This is a genomic window from Embleya sp. NPDC055664 (genome assembly GCF_053618075.1).
Map to the genome: position 1 here is coordinate 68255 of NZ_JBSHGZ010000036.1, position 23989 is coordinate 92243.

The 23989-nt window shown below is 71.7% G+C and carries 21 protein-coding genes and 1 pseudogene; 11 read left to right on the forward strand and 11 right to left on the reverse strand.

The window, feature by feature from the left end; genetic code table 11:
* Positions 1 to 64: 64 nt before the first annotated feature.
* Together ACWGR4_RS38510 and ACWGR4_RS38515 are read left to right on the forward strand one after the other, a co-directional pair.
* Positions 65 to 994 carry a helix-turn-helix domain-containing protein gene (locus ACWGR4_RS38510; RefSeq protein ID WP_452130480.1) on the forward strand — a complete coding sequence of 310 codons (930 nt, stop codon included), beginning with the start codon at positions 65 to 67 and terminating at the stop codon, positions 992 to 994.
* Positions 995 to 1003: 9 nt separating this feature from the next.
* Positions 1004 to 1462, forward strand: coding sequence for an SRPBCC family protein (locus tag ACWGR4_RS38515; protein ID WP_452130481.1), 459 nt, complete (start codon positions 1004 to 1006; stop codon positions 1460 to 1462).
* Between the two features lie 93 nt (positions 1463 to 1555).
* On the opposite strand, the gene ACWGR4_RS38520 is transcribed toward ACWGR4_RS38515, so the two are convergent.
* The 6 genes from ACWGR4_RS38520 to ACWGR4_RS38545 all read right to left on the reverse strand — a co-directional run bounded on the left by ACWGR4_RS38520 (position 1556) and on the right by ACWGR4_RS38545 (position 9996).
* The gene (locus ACWGR4_RS38520; protein WP_452130482.1) at positions 1556 to 4393 is read right to left on the reverse strand and encodes a DUF5682 family protein; all 2838 of its coding nucleotides are present in this window, start codon (positions 4391 to 4393) and stop codon (positions 1556 to 1558) included.
* Positions 4390 to 5502, reverse strand: a complete 1113-nt coding sequence (locus ACWGR4_RS38525) for an ATP-binding protein (RefSeq protein ID WP_126637679.1) — start codon at positions 5500 to 5502, stop codon at positions 4390 to 4392. The genes ACWGR4_RS38520 and ACWGR4_RS38525 overlap by 4 nt, the downstream gene beginning before the upstream one ends.
* An 11-nt stretch (positions 5503 to 5513) precedes the next feature.
* Positions 5514 to 6965, reverse strand: a complete 1452-nt coding sequence (locus ACWGR4_RS38530; protein ID WP_452130483.1) for a vWA domain-containing protein — start codon at positions 6963 to 6965, stop codon at positions 5514 to 5516.
* Positions 6962 to 8386 (reverse strand): hypothetical protein, encoded by a 1425-nt coding sequence (locus tag ACWGR4_RS38535; protein ID WP_452130484.1) that lies wholly within the window; start codon positions 8384 to 8386, stop codon positions 6962 to 6964. The genes ACWGR4_RS38530 and ACWGR4_RS38535 overlap by 4 nt, the downstream gene beginning before the upstream one ends.
* Positions 8356 to 8859: a hypothetical protein gene (locus ACWGR4_RS38540; protein WP_452130487.1), complete on the reverse strand. Its 504-nt coding sequence runs from the start codon at positions 8857 to 8859 to the stop codon at positions 8356 to 8358. Before ACWGR4_RS38540 ends, ACWGR4_RS38535 begins: the two co-directional genes overlap by 31 nt.
* A gap of 162 nt (positions 8860 to 9021) precedes the next feature.
* A complete protein-coding gene (locus tag ACWGR4_RS38545; protein ID WP_380002431.1) occupies positions 9022 to 9996 on the reverse strand; it encodes an Lrp/AsnC family transcriptional regulator in 975 nt (324 codons plus the stop codon).
* A gap of 162 nt (positions 9997 to 10158) precedes the next feature.
* Here ACWGR4_RS38545 and ACWGR4_RS38550 point away from each other — a divergent pair, with 162 nt between their 5' ends.
* The 3 genes from ACWGR4_RS38550 to helR all read left to right on the forward strand — a co-directional run bounded on the left by ACWGR4_RS38550 (position 10159) and on the right by helR (position 15364).
* Entirely contained in the window at positions 10159 to 11640 is a 1482-nt protein-coding gene (locus ACWGR4_RS38550; RefSeq protein WP_452130485.1) for an MFS transporter, read from the forward strand.
* A gap of 275 nt (positions 11641 to 11915) precedes the next feature.
* On the forward strand, positions 11916 to 13142 hold the full coding sequence (locus ACWGR4_RS38555; protein WP_452130488.1) for a glycosyltransferase: 1227 nt from the start codon (positions 11916 to 11918) through the stop codon (positions 13140 to 13142).
* Between the two features lie 74 nt (positions 13143 to 13216).
* Positions 13217 to 15364: an RNA polymerase recycling motor ATPase HelR gene (gene helR, locus ACWGR4_RS38560; RefSeq protein ID WP_452130486.1), complete on the forward strand. Its 2148-nt coding sequence runs from the start codon at positions 13217 to 13219 to the stop codon at positions 15362 to 15364.
* Between the two features lie 55 nt (positions 15365 to 15419).
* Here helR and ACWGR4_RS38565 read toward each other — a convergent pair whose 3' ends face one another.
* The 4 genes from ACWGR4_RS38565 to ACWGR4_RS38580 all read right to left on the reverse strand — a co-directional run bounded on the left by ACWGR4_RS38565 (position 15420) and on the right by ACWGR4_RS38580 (position 18342).
* Entirely contained in the window at positions 15420 to 16133 is a 714-nt protein-coding gene (locus ACWGR4_RS38565) for a hypothetical protein (protein ID WP_452131511.1), read from the reverse strand.
* Positions 16134 to 16200: 67 nt separating this feature from the next.
* The gene (locus ACWGR4_RS38570) at positions 16201 to 16584 is read right to left on the reverse strand and encodes a hypothetical protein (protein ID WP_452131512.1); all 384 of its coding nucleotides are present in this window, start codon (positions 16582 to 16584) and stop codon (positions 16201 to 16203) included.
* Positions 16581 to 17174: a MarR family winged helix-turn-helix transcriptional regulator gene (locus tag ACWGR4_RS38575; RefSeq protein ID WP_452131513.1), complete on the reverse strand. Its 594-nt coding sequence runs from the start codon at positions 17172 to 17174 to the stop codon at positions 16581 to 16583. Before ACWGR4_RS38575 ends, ACWGR4_RS38570 begins: the two co-directional genes overlap by 4 nt.
* Positions 17175 to 17313: 139 nt before the next feature.
* Entirely contained in the window at positions 17314 to 18342 is a 1029-nt protein-coding gene (locus ACWGR4_RS38580; protein WP_452131514.1) for a GntR family transcriptional regulator, read from the reverse strand.
* A gap of 257 nt (positions 18343 to 18599) precedes the next feature.
* Between ACWGR4_RS38580 and ACWGR4_RS38585 the strand changes: the two genes are divergently transcribed.
* Entirely contained in the window at positions 18600 to 18722 is a 123-nt protein-coding gene (locus ACWGR4_RS38585; protein WP_452131515.1) for a hypothetical protein, read from the forward strand.
* A gap of 72 nt (positions 18723 to 18794) precedes the next feature.
* Here ACWGR4_RS38585 and ACWGR4_RS38590 read toward each other — a convergent pair.
* Positions 18795 to 18939: pseudogene (locus ACWGR4_RS38590) on the reverse strand (DNA-binding response regulator); the annotation flags it as partial.
* An 893-nt stretch (positions 18940 to 19832) separates the two neighbouring features.
* On the opposite strand from ACWGR4_RS38590, the gene ACWGR4_RS38595 reads away from it, so the two are divergent.
* The 5 genes from ACWGR4_RS38595 to ACWGR4_RS38615 all read left to right on the forward strand — a co-directional run bounded on the left by ACWGR4_RS38595 (position 19833) and on the right by ACWGR4_RS38615 (position 23889).
* On the forward strand, positions 19833 to 21143 hold the full coding sequence (locus ACWGR4_RS38595; RefSeq protein ID WP_452131516.1) for an ATP-binding protein: 1311 nt from the start codon (positions 19833 to 19835) through the stop codon (positions 21141 to 21143).
* Entirely contained in the window at positions 21140 to 21541 is a 402-nt protein-coding gene (locus ACWGR4_RS38600; RefSeq protein ID WP_380002450.1) for a roadblock/LC7 domain-containing protein, read from the forward strand. Before ACWGR4_RS38595 ends, ACWGR4_RS38600 begins: the two co-directional genes overlap by 4 nt.
* Positions 21538 to 21906: a DUF742 domain-containing protein gene (locus tag ACWGR4_RS38605; RefSeq protein ID WP_380002451.1), complete on the forward strand. Its 369-nt coding sequence runs from the start codon at positions 21538 to 21540 to the stop codon at positions 21904 to 21906. Before ACWGR4_RS38600 ends, ACWGR4_RS38605 begins: the two co-directional genes overlap by 4 nt.
* A complete protein-coding gene (locus ACWGR4_RS38610; protein WP_126637668.1) occupies positions 21887 to 22495 on the forward strand; it encodes a GTP-binding protein in 609 nt (202 codons plus the stop codon). Before ACWGR4_RS38605 ends, ACWGR4_RS38610 begins: the two co-directional genes overlap by 20 nt.
* Positions 22496 to 22659: 164 nt before the next feature.
* Entirely contained in the window at positions 22660 to 23889 is a 1230-nt protein-coding gene (locus ACWGR4_RS38615) for a cytochrome P450 (protein ID WP_452131535.1), read from the forward strand.
* Positions 23890 to 23989 lie beyond the last annotated feature (100 nt).

The following is a 23989-nucleotide window of genomic DNA, read 5'->3' on the forward strand; positions in this document are numbered from 1 at the left end:
CCTCTGCCCGACCCGACGGGTCGGACACCTCCGGCGACGCGGCGGGGGGTGCGAGAATCGTGGAGTGTTCGACTCGTCCGACTTCGACCTTGCGCCGTATACCGACGTCGACATGGACGGCGTCGTGCGGCGCACCTTCTGTAGTTGGCAGGACGCCGGCTGGCGCTCCCTGCTGGTCCAGAGCTTCACGCACGCGCGGGAGGCCGAGGATTTTCCGCTGCCGGGAGTCGCCGACCTGCATCTCGTGCTCTACACGAGCGGTGAAGCGGACATGCGGATCCGGGCCGGCGGAAAACCCACCCGCCGTCGCTGGGTGCCGGGCCGGCTGGAGTTGATGCTCCCGGGTCAAACGACCGTGCGCAGCTACCGCGCGACGTCGCCGATGCGGACCGTCCAGATACACGTCCCGCGTGCGACCGTGGTCCGGGTGGCCGCCGAACTGGGCGGACCCGAGCCGGACTTCGAGGCCATGGCCGGCGGCCTGGCCGCGGGTGACACCCTCGTCGAACAGGTCGTACGTGCCCTGCCGACCGTCGCGGGCGCGACCGACGTCTACGCGGAATCGGCCGCGACGGTCCTGGTGACCCACCTGCTGGCCCGAGGCCGGGATCAGCGGGTCCCCGGCCCCGAACCCTCGGCCGTCCGGCGGGCCGTCGCGATCATGCGCGAACGCCTGGCCCATCCCCTCACGCTGGCCGATCTCGCCGCCGAAGTACACCTGAGCGTCTACCACTTCATCCGGGTCTTTCGCCGAACCACCGGCGAGACCCCGCACGCGTTCCTCACCCGGCTGCGGATCGAACACGCCCGGCGACTGCTCGACGACACCGACCTCACCATCACGCGGATCGCCGAGCGCTGCGGCTTCGCCGGGCCCGGCAGCCTGTCCTCGGCCTTCCTCGCGCATGTCGGGGTGCGCCCGTCGGAGTACCGCAAGATTTCCGCGACGGGTGGGCAATCCGGCGCATGTCCCGAGCCGCCGGCGCCGTCCTAGCGTGACGACGTGCCTTACACCTACATCGTGACCTCCCATTCCCCCGCGAGCCCCGACGCGGTCTTCGCGGTCCTCCTCCGGGCCGCCACCTGGCCAAAGTGGTCGCCGATCGATTCCGCCGCCGTCGAGGGCGACGGCGATCCCGAGGCCCCGCAGCAGGTCGGCGACGTCCGGGTCTTCCGGACCGGCCGGGGGGCCGCCCGGGAACGCATCGTCGAGCTGGTCGCCGACCGGCACTTCCGCTACACGAACGAGGGCGGCCCGTTCCGGTCCTTTCGCGGCACCGTCGACCTCACCCCGGCGTCCGCGGGCGGCACCGACATCACCTGGTCGGCGACCTTCGAGCCGAAGTTGCCGCTCTCGGGCCCGTTCTGGCGGTGGTATCTGACCCGCTTCATGCAACGGATGGCCGACGGCCTGGCCGGCTACGCCGCCCGTACCAAGGACCGGCCCGGCAGCGGTTCCTGAAACCGCGCACGGCCGGGTGCGGACGGCGTCGAACCGTCCCCACCCGGCCGTGGTCGGGGCGTGCCGTGCCCCGGGCCCTGTCCGGCCGTACGCTCAGCCGGCCAACAGCGCCTCGACAGCCTCCGCCGTCGCCGGATACCGGCCGAGCAGGGCCGCGCCCGCCGGCCCGTCGCCCGCGCCCGGTTCCCACGTGCCCTCGCACCCCAGCAACCGCGCCACCGCGTCACACGTGTGCGGATGCGCGACGAGGAGGGCCAGGCCACGTGCCCCGCCCGAGGCCCGGGACACCGCCGACGCCGGCGGGGCCGGTTGCGCCCGCCACGGCGGCACCCACTCGTCCAGCGCAGCCAGTCGACCCGGGAAGATCCGCCCGGCCTCGCGAATCAGCAGCGGCGCGAACTCGGCGCCGCCGGCGCGCAGCGTGCCGATCAGGGTCGGCAACCACGGCAACAACACCGAATCCGGCAGGCGGGCGAAGGCGTTGGACATCGCCTCCACGACGAAGTCGGTCAGCGCCGGCACCGGCTCCAACGCGTACACCAACCCGCTCAGGTAGCGCGGGTAGGCCGGCAGCACCAGCGGATTGCCGAGCAACTCGTCGCAGCGCGAGCGCAATTCCGCTCGGGACAACCCACCGAGGTGGACCTGCCCCGCCCACAGCAGCGCCACCTTCGACGGCTCCTCCGGGTGGGACTGGGCGACCGCCAGCTCCAGTTGCGTGCGGTCGCAGCCCAGGGACAGCGCCAGGCTCTCCATGCCGAACAGGAAGCCCAGCGTCGCGGCGACCTGCCGCACCGTCGCGTCGTCGTCGGCGAACGCCGTCGGCAACAGCGTGCAGTAGTGCGCGTATCCGGACTTGACGAACGACTCGATCCACGCCGGCAGCACCGATTCGCTGGTCCGGTAGTACGCCAGCAACCGCCGCACCCGGCGCAGTACCTCCGGCGCGCCGTCGACGCTGCGCTCGGTGGCCAGCACCTCCAGCGCCCGCGTGCCCAGTTCGTCGGCGAGTCGGCGGCTGTGCAGGTACAGCGTGGCGTCCTCGACCGCCGCCAACACGCTCGCGGTCGTCGCGTTCGGCCCGTACGCCGCGCGCCGCAGCCGCTGCTCCAGGACCTGTTCGATGCTGACGCCCTCGTAGCCGAGCTCGATCAGCGCCCGCTGGTGGGTGCCCAGGGCCAGGTCCCACGACTCCTGGATGGAGCGTTCGCCGAGCCGCCGCTCGCCCATGATCGGCCGGGCCGCGCCCGGCGGCATCAGGTAGCGCAACATCCACAACACATCGGAGCAGCGCTCCAGTTCGGGTTGCCCGGCAATGTCGAGCAACGCCCGTCGCACACCGCGCTGTTCCAGTCTCAGGCCCAGGGGCGCGAGCCGGTCGTGCACGTCGCGGGCCAGCGGCGGCAGCGCGTCGTAGCCGACCCGGCCGATCCGGTCGCCGCCCATCATGATCTCGACGAGCCGGCGCACGTCGCGCCGGCCGGGCACCCGGTCCTTCTCGATGCAGGTGACCGCCGCGTCCTGGAAGTCGTACGGCGTGGGCTTGGCCCGGTCGCGCAGCCCGGCCAGCAGGATCGACGTCTCGAACACGGCGATCGCGTCGGCGGTCGAGGCCAGGTAGCCGTTGCGGCGCGCGGCGCGCACGATGTCCACGGACCAGCCGAGCAGTTCCTCCTCGTCCAGCCGGTCCAGGACCGGCGCACGACGCAGGAACCCGGACAGCTTGTCGGCCGACAGGGCGGACGGGTCGGGCGACGCGGACGAGCCCTGCGAGGCGACCGCCGCGGCGCGTTTCGCGGGCTTCGTGCTCTTCTTCCTCGCCCCCGCCTGCCCGGTGAGCCGAAAGGGTTTCACTCCGCTGCGGGTGAGGTTCTTCGCCCACACCGAGGCGGCGATCGTCACCGAGCCGGCCGCGAGGCCGAACTGCGCCTCGATCGCGGCATGGCTGGAGGGGATCAGCCCGTGCTGCCAGGTGGTGGCGGTACGCGGGGTGATCTCGAAGGTGTCGGCGCCGTGCACGCCGAACTCCTCGACCCGGGAGGCCGCGTGGAACGCGCCGCAGACGTAGAGGCAGTCGGCGGGGTCGGTGCCGCTCGCGGCCAGGTGCTCGCGCATCCGGGTCCACATGTAGCGCTCGCGGTCCTCGTCCACCCGCACCCGGCGCTCGTCGCCCGGGGCCAGCCGGCGGAACAGGCTGCCGATCAACAGCATGACCTGCCGGTAGGTGTCGTGGTCGCAGTCGCCGAGCGGCAGTTCGACGTACTGGTGCCACCACTCCGACCAGTGCCGGACCCGGCCCTGGCGCAGCAGATGTTCCTCCAGTTCGGCAAACCGCGGGCGCAGGTCGCCGATCTCCAGGCCGACGGAGTCGCCGTGCAGCGCGCTCTCCTCCTCGGCCGGCGGCGCGTCCGGGTCGGCGGGCACGGCGGGCGCGGTCCCTTCGCCGCCGCGCGGCTCCCACTGGAACACGTGGTCCGAGGAGCGGTCGACCAGGACCAGTTCGGTACCGGGGGTGTCCAATGTGTAGGCGATCGCCTGGTATTCGGCCGACGCCTCGGTGATCGGCGCGACCACCGACAGCGGCGCCCAGTCGAGCGGGAACCCGTCGATCTCGCTGGCGAAGGACTGGACGGCCACCGGCAGCGTGCAGTTGCGCAGTTCGGTGAGCAACGGCGCCATGTCCTCGCACAGCTCCAGGTAGACCACCTTCGGCTGCTTCTCCCGCAGCCGGCGGGCCATGGCGGTGGCGGAGGCGGGCGAGTGGTGGCAGACGGGGAAGATCTCCAGGGGTTCGCGCACAGCCCGGTCGACGTCGTCGACGATGCCGAGCAGGATCTCGCCGAGGGCGTCGGGGCCGTCCGCGAACGTGGCGGCGGCTTCCCGGAGTTGGCTGCGCAGAGCGTCGAAGGCGCCCTCGGGCGGGCCACTCACGACAGGCCCGCGATCGCCGAGCGACCGCCCTCCAGGAACTCCGGCCACGCGCCGCCCTCCTCCTTGCCGCGCGGCTCGACCACACCGTGCAGGTACTTGTTGATGATGGCCAGGTCCTCCGGCTCGCGGCGGGCCAGCGAGCCGACCAGCGAGGCGGCGAGGGTGTGCGCGGTCAAGGCCCGCTCGCCGAAGAAGTTGCTGTGCAGGATCGCGTCTTCGAGCACGCCGATCTGCTCGGCGGTGGACAGCGACGACTCCAGTTTCTCGTCGTCGCTGCGGGCTGCGGCAGCGGCGGCGCGCAGGTCGGCAAAGCTCTGCAGAAGCACGTCCAGCAGGTTCGGCGGCACCTCCAGTTCGATCTCGTGCCGGCGCAGCAGTTCCTCGGTGCGGAAGCGCACGATCTCCGCTTCGCTCTTCTTGTTCGTCACCACCGGTATGCGGACGAAGTTGAAGCGGCGCTTGAGCGCGGAGGACAGGTCGTTGACGCCCCGGTCGCGGCTGTTGGCGGTGGCGATGATCGAGAAGCCCGGCTTGGCGAAGACGATGGCGTCGTCGTCGAGTTCGGGCACCGATACGTACTTCTCGGACAGGATGGAAATGAGCGCGTCCTGGACGTCGCTGGTGGAGCGGGTCAGTTCCTCGAAGCGGCCGATGGCGCCGGCCTCCATGGCGGTCATGATCGGCGAGGGGATCATCGATTCGCGGGACTGGCCCTTGGCGATCACCATGGACACGTTCCACGAATACTTGATGTGGTCCTCGGTGGTGCCGGCGGTGCCCTGGACGACCAGGGTGGAATCGCGGCAGATCGCGGCGGCGAGGAGTTCGGCCAGCCAGCTCTTGCCGGTGCCGGGGTCGCCGATCAGTAGCAGGCCGCGGTCCGAGGCGAGGGTGACGATGGCGCGCTCGACGATGCTGCGGTCGCCGAACCACTTCTGCGCGATCTCGCGGTCGAGGCCGTCGGAGCGCTCGGAGCCGAGCACGAACAGGCGGATCATCTTCGGGGACAGCCGCCAGGTGAAGGGCTTGGGGCCGGTGTCGATCGACTCCAGCCAGTCCAGTTCCTCGGCGTACTTGAGTTCGGCGGGGGCGCGCAACAGGTCGGACATGAGAGGCCTTTCTAACCGAGGAACGTCTTGAGTTCGTGCACGAGCTTGCGGATGTGGCCGGAGAGCACCGGCGTGCCGAGGTCCTTGAACCGCTCCCGGAACCAGGGATTGACACTGGCCCGGCCGGAGCTGGTCACCGAGCCCACGGGAATGAACTTGGCCCCCGAGCGATGAATGGCGGCCATGCTCTCGAAGAGGGGATCGGTGTGCCATTCGTAGAAGTCGGAGATCCACACCACGACGGTGTTGCGCGGTTCGGCGATCTTGGGTTGGGCCAGCGCCATCGCGACCGTGCCGTCGGTGCCGCCGCCGAGGTTGGTGCGCAGCAGCGTCTCGAAGGGGTCGTGTACCCACGGGGTGAGGTCGAGCGCCTGGGTGTCGTAGGCGATCAGGTGCACGTCCACCTTCGGCAGCCCGGCGAAGATGGAGGCCAGGATGGTGCAGTTCACCATCGAGTCGACCATCGAGCCGGACTGGTCGACGACCACGATCAGCCGCGAGGGTGTGGTCTTGCGGACGGTGTGGCGGTAGAAGAGGCGGTCGACGTAGAGCCGTTCCTCCTCCGGGCTCCAGTTGGTGAGGTTCTTCCAGATGGTGCGGTCGAGGTCGAGGTTGCGGTACACCCGCTTGGGCGGGATCGACCGGTCCAGGGTGCCGACGGAGGCCTTGGCCACCTGGGTGCGCAGGACTTCGGCGACCTCGTCGACGAAACGGCGGATCAACGCCTTGGCGTTGGCCAGGGCGACGCCGGAGAGGTTGTCCTTGTCCCGGAGCAGTTGCTCGATCAGCGACATGCTGGGGGTCAGCCGGGCGGCGAGCGCCGGGTCGGCGAGCACTTCGCGCAACTGCATACGCTTGACCAGATCCGCCTCGATGGCGGCGAGTTCGGTGCCGATCTCGGGGATCAGGGTGCCGAGGTCGGGCGTGCCGGCGCCGCCGGTGCCGGTCGGGGAGACGCCCGTGCCCGCACCGCCGCCGCGTCCGCCCCGCAACTGGCCCGGCCTGCAGCCCAGGGCCCGCTCCAGCCAGCCGGCGTCGGACTGCCAGCCGGCCAACTGTCCGGCGCTGACCGTGCCGGAGCCGGTGGCGAGTACGTTGAGCAGCACCTTGGACACCATCGCCGCACGGCGCACCTCGGCGGCCCGATCGCGGCCGTCCTCGTCCGCCTCGGGCACCATCAGGCCGTCGAACTCGGTGGCCAGGTCCGGGTGTCGCTGCACGATGGAGTCGACCGAGGCGCGTGGGTCGAGCAGTTCGGCCGGCAGGCCGATGTCCTCGACGACCGCCACGGAGGCCGATTCCAGCGCGGCCTGCTCCTCGGGGTCGAAGAGTCGGGCGAGCAGTCGCCAATACAGCACTTGGCGGCGGTTCTCGTTCGGGTCGTCGGCCGACGCAGCGATGGGGGCGACCGGTTCGGTGCCCTCGGTGGTGGGTTCGGTGCCGTCGGCTGTGGAATCGGTCATTTCCGCAGCAGCTTTCCGGCCCGCTCGCGCAGTGCGGCGACGGCTTCGGTGGCGGCCTTCTCGGCCTTGACGCCGAGCTTGTCGGTGGTGCCGCCGGCCCAGGCGCCGGCGTGCAGCGCGACGGTCTTCTTCTTGACGGTGGTCTCGACGGCGAGCGGCTGGATCCGGAACGCCCCGGCGTCCCAGCGCAGCAGGCCGATGCACGCGGTGCAGGTCGCGACCGCCTCGGGCGTGAGCGGGCCGGCGGCCGGTATCCGGTCGACGTCGAGGGGGACGTGGTGTCCACCGGCGAGCACCAACGCGGGTGCGCCGTCCTCCGTAACGGCGTACCCCTCCAGGAACACCGGGATCGAGATCCGCGTCGGGTGCCGGTCGAGCGGCGCGGTCGGTGCCGCGACGGCGGTGGGCAGCGCGACCCGGGCGGTGACGAAGGCGTCGGCCGGTTCGCCGCTGCGCGCGTGTGCGTCGTCCCAGATCAGGTCGCCCTCGGTGGTGATCGGCATGTCGGTCAGGTCCATCGCCCGGCCCTCGCCGGTGGCGGTGAGCAACGACAGGTGGGGGCGCAGGAGTTGCCAGACGCCGACGCCGACGATCGTGTCCGGCTTGGGCACTGACACGCTCGCCCGGACCAGGCGCGGCGGGCCCCCGTCGGCGGGCTCGAAGACGGCGTGTACCTGGGCCTGTGCGGCGGTCGTGTGCTCCTGGACGTCGACGCCCAGCGGCAGCAGGCGCCCGGTGGCCGTGCCGATCGCCGGTCCGGCGTCGACCCGCGCCTGGGTCGACAGCAGGGCGCGCGACCACAGGTCGGCCCAGCGGCGCAGCGGGATGCGCTCCAGAGTCGCACCCGGGCAGGACGCGGCCAGTTCGGCGGAGAACCCGTCGAGCAGCGTGGCCAGGCGGCGCAGCGTCGGGTCGGGCAACATCGCGAAGACGACCGGCGCGGAGTCGGCGATCAGGTCGTGGTCGATGCCCTGCCAGCCGGCTCGGGCCAGGTCGGCGAGCCAGGTGCGGGCGGCGATCAGCAGGTTCGGCACCGGCTCGCCCTCCCCCACCGGGACCGCTTGCGCTTCCTCGCCGAGGACGCGCCCGGTCGCCTCGTCGGCGCGGGCCACGAGCGCGTCGTGGGCGGCGCCCAGGAGTGCGGTACGGGCGGCGGCGAGCGCGACGAGGTGGTCCTCGCTCGCGGTGCCGGCCGCCGCCTTCTCGGCCGCCTCCGCGACGCGGCCGGCCAGGGGTGTACCGGCGACGGCGGCGGCCAGTTCGGAGAGGGCACCGGCCTGGGTGGGGTGGGGGCGCAGCAGGCCGCCGACGAGGGTGCGGTCGAAGGCGTCCACCACGGCGAGGACTTCGTCGAGCCCGGCGACGGGTTCGACGAGCAGGTCGGCGCGCATCAGGCCACCGCCCTCGTCGGCGGGAACCACTGCATCTCCGGCAGCGGCGCGGTGGTGGGGGCGAGTTCGAGGTAGGCCAGGTGGCGCAGGAACCTGCTGAACACGGGCGCGGCGGCCGTCTTGTCCCCCTGCGGCGGGCGGGTCGCGGCCATGGTTCGGGTGATGTGCCACGCGTCGGATTGCCCGTTCGCGAGTTCGACCCGCAGGTAGCGGGCGACACGTTCGGCGCCGTATTGCAGCACGGCCTCGCCGATCAGGGCTTCGATGTGCTTGCAGAACGACCCGTGCGCGCCGCCGCAGGGGCGGTTGTTGTTGGTACTGCACGTGAACGCGAAGTCCCCGGCGGCGACCGAGGACACATAGACCCGCCCGATGTCCGAACCGCTGGACACCACACCCTGCAGGCGCCCGTCGGCCAGTTCGACGAACGGCACCTTGGCGAGTTTGCGCGGCCGAGCGGGTGGCAGCACCCGCGCCACGCTCGACTCCTCCCATGCCGACAACACACCATCTCCTTTGCACCGAGGGGGATTCCACGCCGAGTCGGAAACGATCGGCGGGTACGGATACGAACCTACTGACGGTCACCGACACGCGCGGGCGGTCCGGATCCCGATCGGCGAGAGGGGATGAGGGGATGAGGGGATGAACGGGGGATCTTCGGGTCAGGCGCGCAGTGTGGCGGCGGCCTTGTAGGTGCGCAGGACGGGTGCGGTCTCGATTCGGGTGATGGCGTCCAGGGCGAGCCGGTGGATCAGGTATCGGTGCAGGTCCTCCGCGTCGCGGCACAGGGCGTGTGCGACCAGGTTGGTGGGGCCGGTGGTGGCGGCCACGACGGCGAGTTCGTGGTGGCCCGCCAACGTGTGGGCGACCTCGTCGAGGCGGCTGGGGGCGACCTGCATCCACAACAGCGCGGACACGGTGGCGCCGAGTACGGCCGGTTCGAGGTCGATGTCGAAGAACACCGCGCCGCGGGCCCGCAGTTCGGTCAGCCGACGGGTGACGGTGGCGGGTGTGGACCCGGTCGCGGCGGCCAGTTCCGCGTAGCCGGCCCGGCCGTCCTCGCGCAATGCGGCCAGCAGGCGCAGGTCGGCGTCGGTGAGCGGGTACGGCTCGCCGTGTGGGGGGTCGGCGGGGGTGTCGCGGCCGCGCAGCCGGGCCTCCTGCTCGGGGGTGAGCGCGCCGAGCCGGCCGCGCCACGGGGTGGGCCCGCCCAGGTAGGTGTGCAGCAGGTAGTGCGCCGACACGGCGGTGATGCCCGCGGTGCGCGGGATGTCGCGCAGCAGGAGGGAATGGGCGTCGGGACCGCCGGCCGGAGTGTGGATGATCGCGACGATCTCGGTACCGCCGGAGGTCAGCCGCACCCACGAGGTGTCGGCGCGGCGGGCCAGTGCGACCGCGATGTCGTGGGCGGTGCGGGTGGCGGCGGTCAACCGTACGAACCACTGGTGCGCGCGGGTGCTGCGCGGGCTCGGCAGGGCGACCACGCGCAGGCCGGCCTCGGCGTGCAGGCGGCGGTAGCGGCGGGCCACGGTCTGCGTCGACGTGCCCAGGACGTCGGCGATGAGAGTGAACGGGGCGCGGGCGTCCGTGTGGAGGGCGTGGATCAGGCCACGATCGAGGTCGTCCGGTTCGAGCATAATCCTCAAAATAGCCGATCGACATGGATGAAATCGTCGATCCGGTGCTCGGCAATGGAACCACAGGTCGGAGCCGAGCGAGGGTGGTGTTCGCACGGAGCACCGGACGGCGACGACCCGGCGGGCCGCGCGTCCCGACACCACATCACCCACGGGGAACCCATGTCCGAGCACCCGACCGCCCCCGGCGGCGCCCCCTCCATCGCGACCGCCCCGGTCGCGTCCGATCGGCCGACCCACGGCGCCTATCCGTGGCGTTGGACCGCCCTGATCGCGCTGCTCGTCGCCGAGGCGATGAACCTCCTCGATGCCACGATCGTCCAGGTCGCCGGCCCCGTCATCCACGCCGACCTCGGCGGGCCCGCCGCCGCGATCCCCTGGTACAGCGCGGCCTATACGCTCACCTTCGCCCTGGGTCTGCTCACCGCCGCCCGCCTCGGCGACATCGCCGGCCGGCGTCGCGTCTTCCGCGTCGGCGTCGCCGCGTTCGCCGCCACCTCCCTGGCCTGCGCGCTCGCCCCGAACGTGGGCGTGCTCATCGGCATGCGCGCGGCGCAGGGTGTGGCCGCCGCGCTGATCGTCCCGCAGACGTTCGGGCTGATCCGCGCCATGTTCGAGGGCGACGAACTCCCCCGGGCGCTGGCCACGATCGGCCCGGTGATGGGTCTGTCCGCGGTGCTCGGCCCGGTGGCGGGCGGCCTGCTCACCCACGCCGACCTGTTCGGCGCCTCGTGGCGTGCGGTGTTCGTGGTCAACCTGCCGCTCGCGGCGGCCGTACTGCTGATCGCCCCGCGCCTGCGCGAGGACCGCGCGCCCGTGCGCCCCCGCCTCGACCCGATCGGCACCGCGTTGGCCACGGTCGGGACCGCGCTGCTGGTCTGCCCGCTCGCCGGCGGCACCGGTGCGCCGAGTGTCGGCGCCTGGGCCGCCGCCGCGCTCGGCGCACTCGTCCTGGCCGGGTTCGTCGTCCACCAGCGCCGCACGGCCGCCGCCGGTCGTACCCCGCTCGTCGAGCCGTCCCTGCTGCGCGGTCGGGCGTTCCCCGCCGCGCTGGCCACGTCCACGCTGTTCTTCGCGGTCATGAACGGGGTGATGATCACCGTGGTGCTGCACCTGGAACTGGGCCTGGACCGTGGTCCGCTCACCGCCGGCCTCACCCTCCTGCCGTGGTCCGCCGGCCTGGCCGTCGCCTCCTGGGCGGCCGGCGGCGTCCTGGTCCCCCGCTACGGCGTCCGCGTCCTGCACGCCGGCATCGCCACCCTCGCCGTCGGCCTGGTCGCCGCGGTCCTCGCCTACCGGGCCGCGCCCGCCGGCGACTATCCGCGCGGGCTGCCGTTCGCCCTGGCCGTGGCCGGGCTCGGCGTGGGCCTGTTCACCCCGCCGTTCTTCACCGCCGCCCTGCGCCGGCTCTCCCCGCAGGAGACCGGCTCGGCGGCCGGCCTCCTCAACGCCGTGCAACAACTCGGCGGCACCCTCGGCATCGCGATCGTCGGCGGCGTGTACCTGACCGGCGACGCGTCCGGACAGTCCGCGTCCGTCGGCGCCCGACATGCCCTGACCGCGGCCGGCGTCCTGCTCGTCGCAGCGGTGCCGGCCGCGTGGGCGATGACGGCGCGCGGCCGGCGGGGCGCGGACACCCGCTGAAGCGCGTCGCCCGCCCGACGCAACCGGTCCACCGAACCACCCGCCAACCGGTTCGGTACACAGAACCGGTCCGCTCCCAGCCCGGAGGAATGACGCGGCACGGGAGGGCGACGGAAATCGCCGCGGACATGAAAACGACGAGGAGAAACCCTCTCCTCGCCATAACCAACATATAGCGCATCGGGGGCCTTGCGGCAAGGCCCCCGTCGTACCGCAGAATCATCGACCTGAGCCGAAGCCCCGGCCGGGATCTGCGGAAATGGGTGAGTCGAGAAGTGCGTGTGTTGTTGTCGACGTTCGGGTCGCGCGGGGACGTCGAGCCGATGTTGGGCCTCGCGATGCGGTTGCGGGAACTCGGCGCGGAGGTATTGCTGTGCGCGCCACCGGACTTCGCGGAACTGCCGACCCGGGTCGGCGTGCCGATGGTGCCGCTGGGTTGGCCGGTGCGGGCGATGGTCACGGGTGACGAGCCGCCGTCGGCGGACGATCTGCCCCGACGCGCGGCGGCGTGGGTCGACGCCCAGTTCGAGGTGTTGCCGAAGGTGGCCGAGGGCTTCGACGTGGTGGTGGGCGGCGGCATGATGCCGGTCGCCGAGCGGTCGGTGGCCGAGAAGTTGGGCATTCGCTACGTCTACGCGACGTACCAGCCGATCACGCTGCCGTCGCCGGACCGGCCGCCGCTGTCCCGGCCGGGTCGGCCGTTCCCGCCGGAGGTGACGGACAATCGGGCGCTGTGGGACATCGACGCCCGGGAGATCGCCGAGTTGTTCGGCCCGGCGCTCGCCGCCCACCGGCAAGAGTTGGGCCTGCCCCCGGTGCAGCACGTCCGGGACCACATCTACACCGACACGCCCTGGCTGGCGGCGGACCCGATCCTGAGCCCGTGGGACGCGACCGACCTCGACGTCGTACAGACCGGCGCGTGGATCCTGCCCGACGAGCGTGCGCTGCCGGCCGACCTGGAGGCGTTCCTGGCCGCCGGCGCGCCGCCGGTCTACGTGGGCTTCGGCAGCATGCCGATGCGTACCGCCCGGGATGTCGCCCGGGTGGCCATCGAGTCGGTGCGCGCGCACGGCCGGCGCGTGCTGCTGGGACACGGTTGGGCCGAACTGGCCCAAATCGACGACCGCGACGACTGCTTCGGCATCGGCGAGGTCAACCAGCAGGCGCTGTTCGGCCGGGTGGCCGCGGTCGTGCACCACGGCGGCGCGGGCACCACGACCACTGCCGCCCGGGCGGGCGCGCCGCAGGTGATCGTGCCGCAGGGGGTGGATCAGCCGTATTGGGCGAGCCGGATCGCCGACCTGGGCATCGGCGCGGCGCACGACGGCCCGATCCCGACCGTCGAGTCCCTGACCGCCGCGCTCGCGACCGCGCTCGCCTCCGAGACCGGCGGGCGGGCCGGCGCCGTGGCCGCCGCGATCCGCGCCGACGGCACGACCGTGGCCGCGAACCTCCTGCTCGACGCACCCGGCCGGGATCGCTCGTCGGTATCCGCGTGAACCTCGCGCAACCGTCGAGCCGCAACCCGCCACGCACCACGGTCGCCCCGCGACCCCGGAACGGAGCCGATGCCGTGAACCCCGTCACCACCAGCGCGTTCGACCTTCCCGACCGCCTCGCCGCCAAGGCCGACCCGGCGCTGATCGCCGACGACGAGCGGCACTTCGCGGCCATCGCGACCTGTCTGGACGAGCAGATCGCCGAGTTGTCCGACCGCCTCGACACCGAGCGCAGGTCGCCGGGCGGCCAGGGGCGGGCCGCGATGGACCGCGACATCGAGATCCACCGACTGACCACGCGCCTGCGCGCCCTGCGCCGCTTCGGCCTGGACCTGTGCCTGGGACACATGGTCGACGCGGCCGGCGAGACCGTGTACGTCGGACGTCTGGGCCTGACCGACAGCGCGGGCCACCGACTGCTGATCGACTGGCGCACCCCCGCCGCCGAACCCTTCTTCGGCGCCACCCACGCCAACCCGATGGGACTGGCCAGTCGCCGCCGCTACCGCTGGACGCGGGGCCGGATCGGCGACTACTGGGACGAGGTGTTCACCACCGACGGCATCGTCGGCCACGCCGCGCTCGACGACCAGTCCGCCTTCATCGCAAGCCTGGGCGGCAACCGCTCGCCCCGGATGCGCGACGTCCTGGGCACCATCCAGGCCGACCAGGACGCGATCATCCGCGCGGGCTCCGCCGGCGCGCTCGTCGTCGACGGCGGCCCGGGGACCGGCAAGACCGTCGTCGCCCTGCACCGCTCCGCCTACCTGCTCTACGCCGACCCGCGCCTGGGCCACCGCCGGGGCAACGTGCTGTTCGTCGGCCCGCACCAGCCCTACCTGAACTACGTCGCCGACGTCCTGCCCAGTCTCGGCGAGGAGGGCGTACAGACCTGCACCCTGCGCGACCTGCTCCCCGAGGGGGCCGGCGCGGCCGTCGAGGCCGATCCCGAGGTGGCCGCGCTCAAGGCGTCGGCGCGGCTCGTGCAGGCGATCGAGAAGGCCGTGGCGTTCTACGAGGAGCCGCCCACCAAGGGCATGACGGTCACGACGCACTGGTCCGACATCCGGCTGACCGTCGCCGATTGGGCGGAGGCGTTCGAGGCCGCCGAACCCGGGATCTCGCACAACGACGCCCGGGACCGGATCTGGGAGGAACTGCTCACGATCCTGGTCGACAAGCACGACGACGACGAGGCCTCGCCGGAGTTGCTGCGCCGGTCCCTGCAACGCAACCGGGAACTGCTCGCCGCCTTCAACCGTGCCTGGCCACTGCTCGAGGCTACCGACGTGGTCGGCGACCTGTGGACGGTACCGGCGTATCTGCGCATGTGCGCCCCGTGGCTCGACGCGGACGACGTACGAAGGTTGCAGCGCAAGGAGGCCGACGCCTGGACGGCGTCGGACCTGCCGCTCCTGGACGCGGCGCGGCTGCGGCTCGGCGACCCCGAGGCGTCCCGGCGCATGCGTCGGCAGCGGGCCGCCCTCGCGGCCCAACGCGAGAACATGTCCCAGGTCGTCGACGCCCTGGTGGCGGCCGACGACGACGGCGAGGGGGTGGTGACGATGTTGCGCGGCGAGGACCTGCGCACCTCCCTGGTCGACGAGTCCGGTGGGCCCCGCATCGAACCCGACCTGCTCGCCGGTCCGTTCGCGCACATCGTCGTGGACGAGGCGCAGGAATTGACCGACGCGGAGTGGCAGATGTTGCTGCTGCGCTGCCCGTCCCGCAGCTTCACCATCGTCGGCGACCGCGCCCAGGCCAGGCACGGCTTCACCGAGTCGTGGCGGGAGCGGCTGGAGCGGGTCGGTCTGGACCGGATCACCATGGCATCGCTGAGCATCAACTACCGCACGCCACAGGAGATCATGACGCAGGCGGAGCCGGTCATCCGGACCGTGCTCCCGGACGCCAACGTGCCCACGTCCATCCGTACCAGCGGCATCCCGGTCGGGTACGGCTCCACGTCGGAGCTGACCACGATCCTCGACGACTGGCTCGCCGGGCACGACGAGGGAATCGCCTGCGTGATCGGCGATCCCACGTTTCGCTCGACGCCCCGCGTGCACTCGCTGACCCCGGAGTTGTCGAAGGGCCTCGAATTCGACCTGGTCGTCCTGATCGACCCGGAAACCTTCGGCAGCGGCATCGAGGGCGCGGTCGACCGCTACGTCGCCATGACGAGGGCGACCCGCCGTCTCGTCATCCTCACCGGCCCCTGAGCCCCATCGTGGGCGGGCCCGGCCGGGCCCGCCCACGATGGGCTCGGGCACCGAACTACAGCCGCCACCACCAGGCTTCGAGATCCTCGTCGTCGGCGTATTCGACGGGCGCCGCGTACGGGGATCGTCGGGCGATCGGCAGGGCGTCGGTGCGGCGGACCACGGCGCGCAGGTCTCGGACGGCGGGCATCTCGGCAAGTTCGTCGACGTCGAACGGGCAACCCGCGGGACCGCCGACGAGGGTGGCGCAGCCGAACGCGTACCACATGCCGACGAGTTCGGCGTCCTGCTCCCGCTCGGCGGCCACGGCGACCTCGCGGACCGCGTCGATCAACCGAACACGCTGCGGCGGGACGGCGTCGGGGCCGTGCAGTTCGCCGGCGTCGACCATGCGTCGCCACAGCGCGGTGCCGGTGTCGCAGTAGAGGAACGGCGGTTCGACGTAGCCGTCTTCGAGCCACGACTCGTAGCCGTCGAAGTCGGGGGCGTCCTCGTCGAAGCTACGCAGAGCGGTGAACTCGGTGAGCGTGTCGAGGCGTTCCGGTCGCGGGGCGTGATCCGGGTGCCGGTCGAGCGGGAAGCGGTACGTGTGCCCGCGACGCAGCAGGATGTCCAGCACGCGAAAGTGCGTGAACGAGCAGTCGTATCCGTTCTGGAATCCGTACAGCGCCGCGAACCAGTCCCGAACGCGCGGATCGTCGGGCGCGGTGTGTGTGTCCAGAACCCGAATGGAGTCCGCGACCAGGTCCTCGATCTCGTGCTCGGACACCCGCGTCTCCGTCCCAAGTCGTCTCGTGTCGATCGCGACGCCCGACTGTACCGACCCTGGGTGTCGGTCAGGGTTGTGGGATGGCGCGCATGACGGCGTGCCAGGGGCCGGCGTCGAAGATCAGGTGGATGTCGGTGATGCGGCCCTCGGACAGGCGGAAGTGTTCGGCGGTGTGTTGCACGCCGACCGTCGGGATGGTGGTGTGCACGTCGTAGACCAGGGTGGCCCGGTCCTCCGCGTACAACTCGCTGATCAGGTCCACCCGTTCGACGATGGACACGAACATGTCCAGTCCTGCGAGGTGTCCGTCGGCGTCGTCGGAGGCCGTCAGCGGGCTGCGGAATCGGAAGGTTTCCGCGAGGGTGCGGGCGGCGGCGGGCGCGTCGCCTCGGAAGCGGGCGTGGTGGTAGGCGCGCACGGTGTCGCGGGTCGCGTCGGTGGGCGTGGTCATCCGGAGGTTTCCTTTCCGGCGGCGGCCTCGAGGTGGGCGGCGATGCGTTGTTGGTTTTCCACGACGCGGAGGCACAGGTGGCGCAGTTGGCCCAGTTCGGTGTCGGTGAAGCCGTGGAACACGGCGGACATGGCACGTTGGGTCGGCGCGCGGAAGTCGTCCAGCCAGGCGCGGCCGGCCGGGGTGATGCGGCCCGCCACCGCGCGTCGATCGTGCGGGTCCGGTACCCGCTCGGCGAGCCCGTCGCGTTCGAGCGTGTCGAGCAGGCCGGTGACGTTGCGCGGGCTGACCCCGGCGGCACGCGCGAGTTCGCCGGGCTTGACGCCGGCCTCCCCCGCACCGCCCAACCTCGCGAGCACGTCCAGCGCTCCCGCGCTGAGCCCCCGCCCTTGCGAACCATGCGCCCGCAACCGCTCGACCGCGTTGTGCGCGGACCGCGCGGCGGCCGCCGCCTCCAGCCGCAGGGTGTCTCCGTCCACGGCGAACTCGACCATCGCGGACCGTACTTGCGGATCGAAGAACAGCCCGTCGATGTCCGTCGACAACCTCACGATTTTATTTACGTCCTTCATAATGAAGTTGTATTCCATTCGCCCGACCCGCGTCAACGACGCCCGCGTCGACGGGGCCGGGATCAGCCGGTTTCGGGGAGTGTTCCGAGGTCGTAGTCGTACAGCCAACCCGTCGCCCGAGCGTGCATGCGGCTCGAAGGCGAGCGGCATCACCAGGTCACGGAACTGGTCGGGGTCGGTCAGGTCGTGCTCGCGCGGATGTTCCGGGCCACTGAGCCCTTCGCCGGGCCCGGGCCGAGCGGGGTCGGCGCGCGGCGGCGGCGATCAGTGCCGCGATGCCGTCGAGGTGGGTGCGCAGCCCGAATTCGAAGAGTTCGTCCAGGTCGGCGAGGGTCGTGGCGTCCTCCGGGATGGCCGCGGCCAGGGTGTCGAGGCGGCCGGACGCGAAGATCTCGGTCATCAGGTCCAGGCTCGCGGCGAGTCGGCGTGCGCCGCTGATCCCGGTGACGTGTTCGGCCTCGACCTCGAAGGCGTTGCTCGCCGCGATGCCGCCGACGTAGCCGTCGAGGGCGATCACCGTTTGCAGTGCGGTGCGGGGTGACAGGCCGAGGCCGGCGAGCGCGCGCAACTGCCAGTCGACGTGCAACATTCCGCTGGGCACGGCGGGTGGGCGGACGAGCGAGTCGAGCATGGTCGTGGTCGGCCACGGGTGCCGCCGGTAGGCCCGCCACTGCACGCGGGCGCACAACTCCAGTTTGGCGCGCCGGCCTTCCGGACCCGGCTCGGGCAACGGTTCGGCGCCGAAGGCGACATCGGCCATCAGCCGGGTCAACTCCTCCTTGTCGGGCACGTGCCGATACAGCGACATGGCACCGACACTCAACTCGCCGGCCAGTCGACGCATGGTCGGGGCGGCACGACCCTCCCGGTCGGCGATCTCGATCGCGACGGCGATCAGCCGGTCCAACGCCGGCACCGCGTCGACGGTTTCCTCGGCCGCCGGGCGTCTGCGCCGGCCGCCGGGCCGTTCGTTCACCAGCGTCCCGCTGCCGGGCACGGAACGTACCCAGCCCTCCTGCCGCAGGGTCGCCAGGGCCTTGGTCGCAGTGGCCATCGCGACACCGTATTCGCGGACGAGTCCACGGGTCGAGGGCACCCGGTCACCCGGCCGCAAAGCACCGGACGTGATGCGCAGGCGGATGTCCTCGGCGATGCGCCGGAACGGCGGCTGGTCGGCGGCGGCCATGCGGGCTCGCCTCGGTGGGTTCGTGCTGCGTGGTCCATGGTAGATGCCGCACGACTCTGGAGTGTACTAGTGCGATTGATTCCGCACGGAGTCTTCCGTACTAGGGCAGCTCAGCGCGGAAGTGCAGCTAGAGGGCCCAGAGTTGGCAGCGCTTGCGGTTGCTCGACAACCGTGCATACGTTGTACGCACACATCCACTCGCGGATCATCCGCGCGGGTGGTCGGTCGGCACGGACGCATCGGAGCGGGGACCGGACATGGCGATCGACGACGCCCGCCGGTCGGTCCTGCTCGCCGAGGTACAACACGCCGCATCGACCACACCCCCACCCGCCCCGGAAGCCGCACCGCCCGCGGGTTGCGCCTGCGACGCACGGTGACCGGCGTACGCGGGGGCGCCGTGATCGGCGCCCCGCTGCTGTACGCCGCCGGCGTCACCGGGTGTGTCCCGCGACGAGGCGCGAGGCGGCCTGCTCCACCGCCTGTCGGCCGTCGGCGGCCTGGGCGACGACCTCGATGCCTTCGTCACCGTCGAGGAGGTCGCGCAGTCCGAGACGGAACGAGGGCGTCGTCGTCGACGATCATGGCGCGGATCACGGGCGGGACCCGATCTGTGCGATGGGCGCGATGACTTCGGTGGTCGCGGCGGTCACGGTGCCGGCGCCGTCTCACCGGTGGGGGGATGCGGGCCGCCGGCCGCCAGGCGCCGGCGCCGGTGGGTCCGGCGTCGAGGTGCCCGCCGAGTGCCTGCACCCGCTCGCGCAGGCCAACCGGACCGAATCCGGCTGCCGCGTCTGCCCGCCGGCAGTCGGCTGGATCTCGTCGAGCCGAACCCGCGCTTCGTCGACCGGTTGCGCGATCCGGTCCGCGCCCACAAACGGGTGGGCCGGGGTCGGGTTCCGTTCGGGTGCTCGTGGGGGCGAGACGGGGGATTCGGTCGAGGTGTTGTGGAGGGGAGGCTGACGATGCGTGAACATCCTCACAACAGATTGTCGGCCTGGGTTCGGGGGGTGGCCCTCCGTGTGCGTCGCGACATCGGATCGTGACGGATCGCCGGCCGCCGAGCGTCCGGGATTCGGGGGGCGCAATGGCCGGCATGCCCCGAATGACCCATGCATTCCGGCCAATTCCTGCACCCGTCCAGCCGGCTCCGGGAATTCGCGTCCCGAACCTTCGGCGCGTCGTATTCGGCCGCCATTCGTCGACATGACGGACATATGGCTCCATCCCGGGAATGGTCGCCCGCATGCAGTCGCGGTGAAAGAAGAAGTGTCGTCGGCGCCCGGAACGGGGAAGTCTGCGCCACTACACTCGCTACGCCCCATCGACGAGAGAGCAACGGCGACAGTGAAATGTGCAGCGGGCGGGTCGCACTTATCGCGATGCGCGGGACGCAGACCCGGTGACGTGCCTCGGGCACCCGGTCGACCCCGGATTCCACTCGCTGCGTGCGCCGTTGCCCGCCTGATAGCGCGACGAGGACCGTGGGAATGAATTTTGTACAGGACCCCGCACTCTGGTACGGGGTGGCCGGCACCTGTGCCGCGGCCGTTTACGTGGCCCGCAGCCGAATAACCGTCAGGGACCTGAGGGAGAGGAATCGCCTGCTGGCCGAGGACGTGCGCATGCGTGACGAGGAGATCGACAACGTCGTCCGCGTGCTGCTGCCGGCCCTGGTCGAGACCGGGGACCGGATCCGGGGATCGCTCCTGCGCCACGAGCAGTTGCGCGGAACCCCTTACGCGCAGGGGATCGAGACGGTCGTGGGGATGTTCACCACCGCCGTCGAGGACGCCCGCGACCGCGCCGACCACTCGGCCAAGAACGCGCTCAAGGCCGCCATGCGCACCCTCCAGGCGCTGGCCGGCGAGCAGCAGGTCGCGATCTCCGACATGCAGAACAACTACGTCGACGCGCAACTGCTCCAGGACCTCCTGGCGATCGACCACATGAACTCGCAATTCGGCCGCCGCGCCCAAGTCATCGCCGCGCTCTGCGGCGGCTGGACCGGACGCCAGCGCGCCGCCGCCCCGCTGTACGACGTCATGCGCGGCGCCAAGGGCCGCATCCGCGACTATCTGCGGGTGGAGATCCGGATGCAGTCCAACGTCGCGGTGATCGGCCGCGCGGTCGAGCCGGTCGCCCTCGCGGTGGCCGAACTCCTGGACAACGCCGCCAGTTACTCCCCACCGCACACCACCGTCGAGATCAACTTCCAGACCGTGCCCAACGGGGTCTGTGTGATGGTCGACGACGCGGGCGTGGGTATGCACGAGGAGGCCCGGCAGAGCGCGGCGCGCTTCCTCGGCGCGACCGAACCCGTCGGCATCACCCGGCTGGGACACCCGCCCCAATTCGGCTTCCCCGTCATCGGCATGCTCGCCGCCCAGTACGGCTTCACCGTCTCGGTGGACACCCGATCGCCCTACGGCGGCATGCGCGCGGTGGTGATGTTGCCCTCCGAACTGCTCACCACCGCCGTCGACGCCGATCCCGCCCCGGCCGCCGCACCCCGCCGCGTGGCCCGCGGACCGCGCGCCGAGGTCGCCGCAGCCGAGCCGGCCGCGGCCCTGCCCGCCGCCGCGTCCGCCCCCACCGCAGGAGCCGCCGCCTTGGACGGGGAACTGCCCCAGCGCCGCCGCCGGGCCCCGCGACCGGTCGAGCACACACAGGCGGCGACGCCGACCGAGACACCCGACCGTTCGGACGCGGAGACCGCGGGGCTGATGGGCGCGTTCCTGCGCGGAACCCGCTCCGGCCGTGTCCCCGAGACAGACGACAAAGGGCAAGAAAGCCGATGACCAACGACCTGGCCTGGATTCTCAACGACGCCCTCAAGGTCCCGGAGGCCCGGCACGCCATCCTGTTGTCCGCGGACGGAATATTGCGCGCGCATTCCGACGGGATATCCCGTGACGAGGCGGACCGCCAGGCCGCGGCGCTGTCCGGGCTGCAATCGATCAGCCGGAGCACGGCGGAGTTCATCGGCGATTCCGAGTCGCCCTGGCGGCAAACGCTCGTCGAGTTCGGCAACGGATTCATTTTCCTGGTGGCGGCGGGTCCCGGCGCCTATCTGGCCGTATCTGCCACGCAGAACGTGGACATGGAGATCATCACGTTCCGCATGCAGCAGCTCGTGCGCCAACTAGGAAAGGAAATGACCAGCCCGCCCCGACGGAATGCGGACCATTCGGTATGACCAACGACCCCGCGGCGAAATCCGACGCCGCCGACTTAGTACGCCCCTACGTCATCACCCGCGGCCGCGGCCACCCGACCCGCAAGGGTCTGGACCTGGTCAGCCTGGTGATCGCGCTGCCCGGCGACGAGTCGCCGCACATCCTCGACCCCGAGAGCACCCGCCTGCTCGCCCTGTGCCGCGGCGGGATCCTGTCGGTCGCCGAGGTCGCCGGACACCTGGCCCTGCCCATCGGCGTGGTCAAGGTGTTGCTGTCCGACCTCATGGACACCGGCCTGGTCGCCACCCGTCGGCCCATCCCCTCCGCCGAACTCCCCAAGACCCAACTCCTGCAGGAGGTGCTGGATGGCCTTGCCCGTCTCTGACGGCGCCGCCGCGGACGTGTACCTCGCCGACTCCGTCAAGATCGCGGCGAAGATCCTGATCGTGGGGCACTTCGCCGTCGGCAAGACCACCTTCGTCGGCACCATGTCCGAGATCCGTCCCCTCAGCACCGAGGAGACGATGACGCAGGCAGGCGCGCACGTCGACGATCTGACGGGCGCGGGACGCAAGACCACCACCACGGTCGCCCTCGACTTCGGCCGCCTCACCCTCAGCGACCGACTCGTGCTCTACCTGTTCGGCACTCCCGGGCAACAGCGCTTCGCCCAGGTGTGGAAGGACATGACCGTCGGCGCACTGGGCGCGCTCGTCCTGATCGACCCCCAGCGCTTCGACCAATCCTTCGACGTCATCGGCCTGTTGGAGGAATACGACGTGCCCTACGCCGTCGCCGTCAACCGGTTCGACGGCTCCGTCGAACATCCCCTGGAGAAGCTGCGCGCGGCGCTCGACCTGCTGCCGGACACGCCGCTGGTCACCTGCGACGCCCGCGACCGCGCCTCCTCGACCGAGGCCCTGATGGCCCTCGTCCGCTACCTCCAGCTTCGGGCATCCAAGGAACTCGCGTGAACACTGGGAACACCGGCCCCTTCGATCGATCGGCCCCCTCCTCCGGCGACCACGCCGGCCCGCCCCCCGGCTGCCCCGCGCACGCCGGCGGGGCCCTTCCCCTGTACGACAAGACGTTCTCCGCCGACCCGCGCGCCGCGTACGAACACCTGCGCCGCCAGGGCGTGGCCGCGCCGGTGGAACTGGCGCCCGGGGTGGACGCGATGCTGGTCACCGACCACGCCGCCGCGCTGCGCGTACTGCACTCCCCCGAACTGTTCGCCAAGGACCCCCGCCGCTGGCTCGCGCTGGCCGACGGCACCGTCCCCGCCGACAGTCCGGTCGTGCCGATGATGATGTATCGGCCCAACGCGCTGTTCTCCGACGGCGCCGAACACCTGCGGCTGCGCCAGGCGGTCACCGACAGCCTCGACCGGATCGACCCCTACCAGCTGCGCCGCTTCGTCGAACGCAGCTCCGACTACCTCGTCGACCAGTGGGCGGGCACCGGCCGCGTCGATCTGCTGAACCACTACGCCAAGACACTGCCGCTGCTGGTGTTCAGCGAACTTTTCGGCAGTCCACCCGAGTTGGGCGACCGCCTGGTCGCGGGCATCGCCGGCATCTTCGACGCGGTGGGCGACGCGGAGGCGGCCAACACGATGTTGACCGGCGCCCTCGTCGAACTGGTCGCGCTCAAGCGCGAACAGCCCGGCTCCGATGTCACCTCGTGGCTGATGGCGCATCCGAGCCGGCTCACCGACGAGGAGATGATCCATCAACTCGTCATGCTGATGAGCGCGGGCACCGAACCGCAACGCAACCTCATCGCCAACGGGTTGCGGTTGATCCTGTCCGACGAGCGGTTCTCGGCGAGCCTGTTCGGCGGCGGCGCCTCCGTCGAGGACGCGCTCGACGAGGTGTTGTGGACCGACCCGCCGATGGCGAACTACGCCGTGCACTATCCGGTGCGGGACGTGGACCTGTCGGGCGTGGTCCTGCCGCGCGGCACCCCGGTGGTGATCAGCTTCGCCGCCACCAACAGCGACCCCGCCCTGATCGCGCACGGCCGCCGGCCGAGCAACCGCTCGCACCTGGCCTGGAGCGCGGGACCGCATGCCTGCCCGGCCAAGGACTCCGCGTGGCTGATCGCCATCGCCGCGATCGAAAAGCTGCTCAACCGCCTGCCGGACCTGGAACTCGCGGTTCCGGTGCATGAGTTGGACTGGCGGCCCGGCCCGTTCAACCGGGCGCTGACCGCACTGCCCGCCCGCTTCACCCCGATCGTGCCGCGCCCGGCACCCCCTGCCGACCCGGCGCCCGCCCGTGCCGCCACCGCTCCCGAACGCCCGGAACCCGGGACGCGCAAGAGCGGCGTGTGGAGTTCGTTCCTGAACTGGTGGCGAGGCCAGTAGCCACACTCCGACCCCGCCGCACCGGGCGGGCGGCACCACCCACCGCCGGTGCCGGCGTCGCGGCCCGGGACGCGTTCCCCCGCTCCCGGGCCCGGCCTCG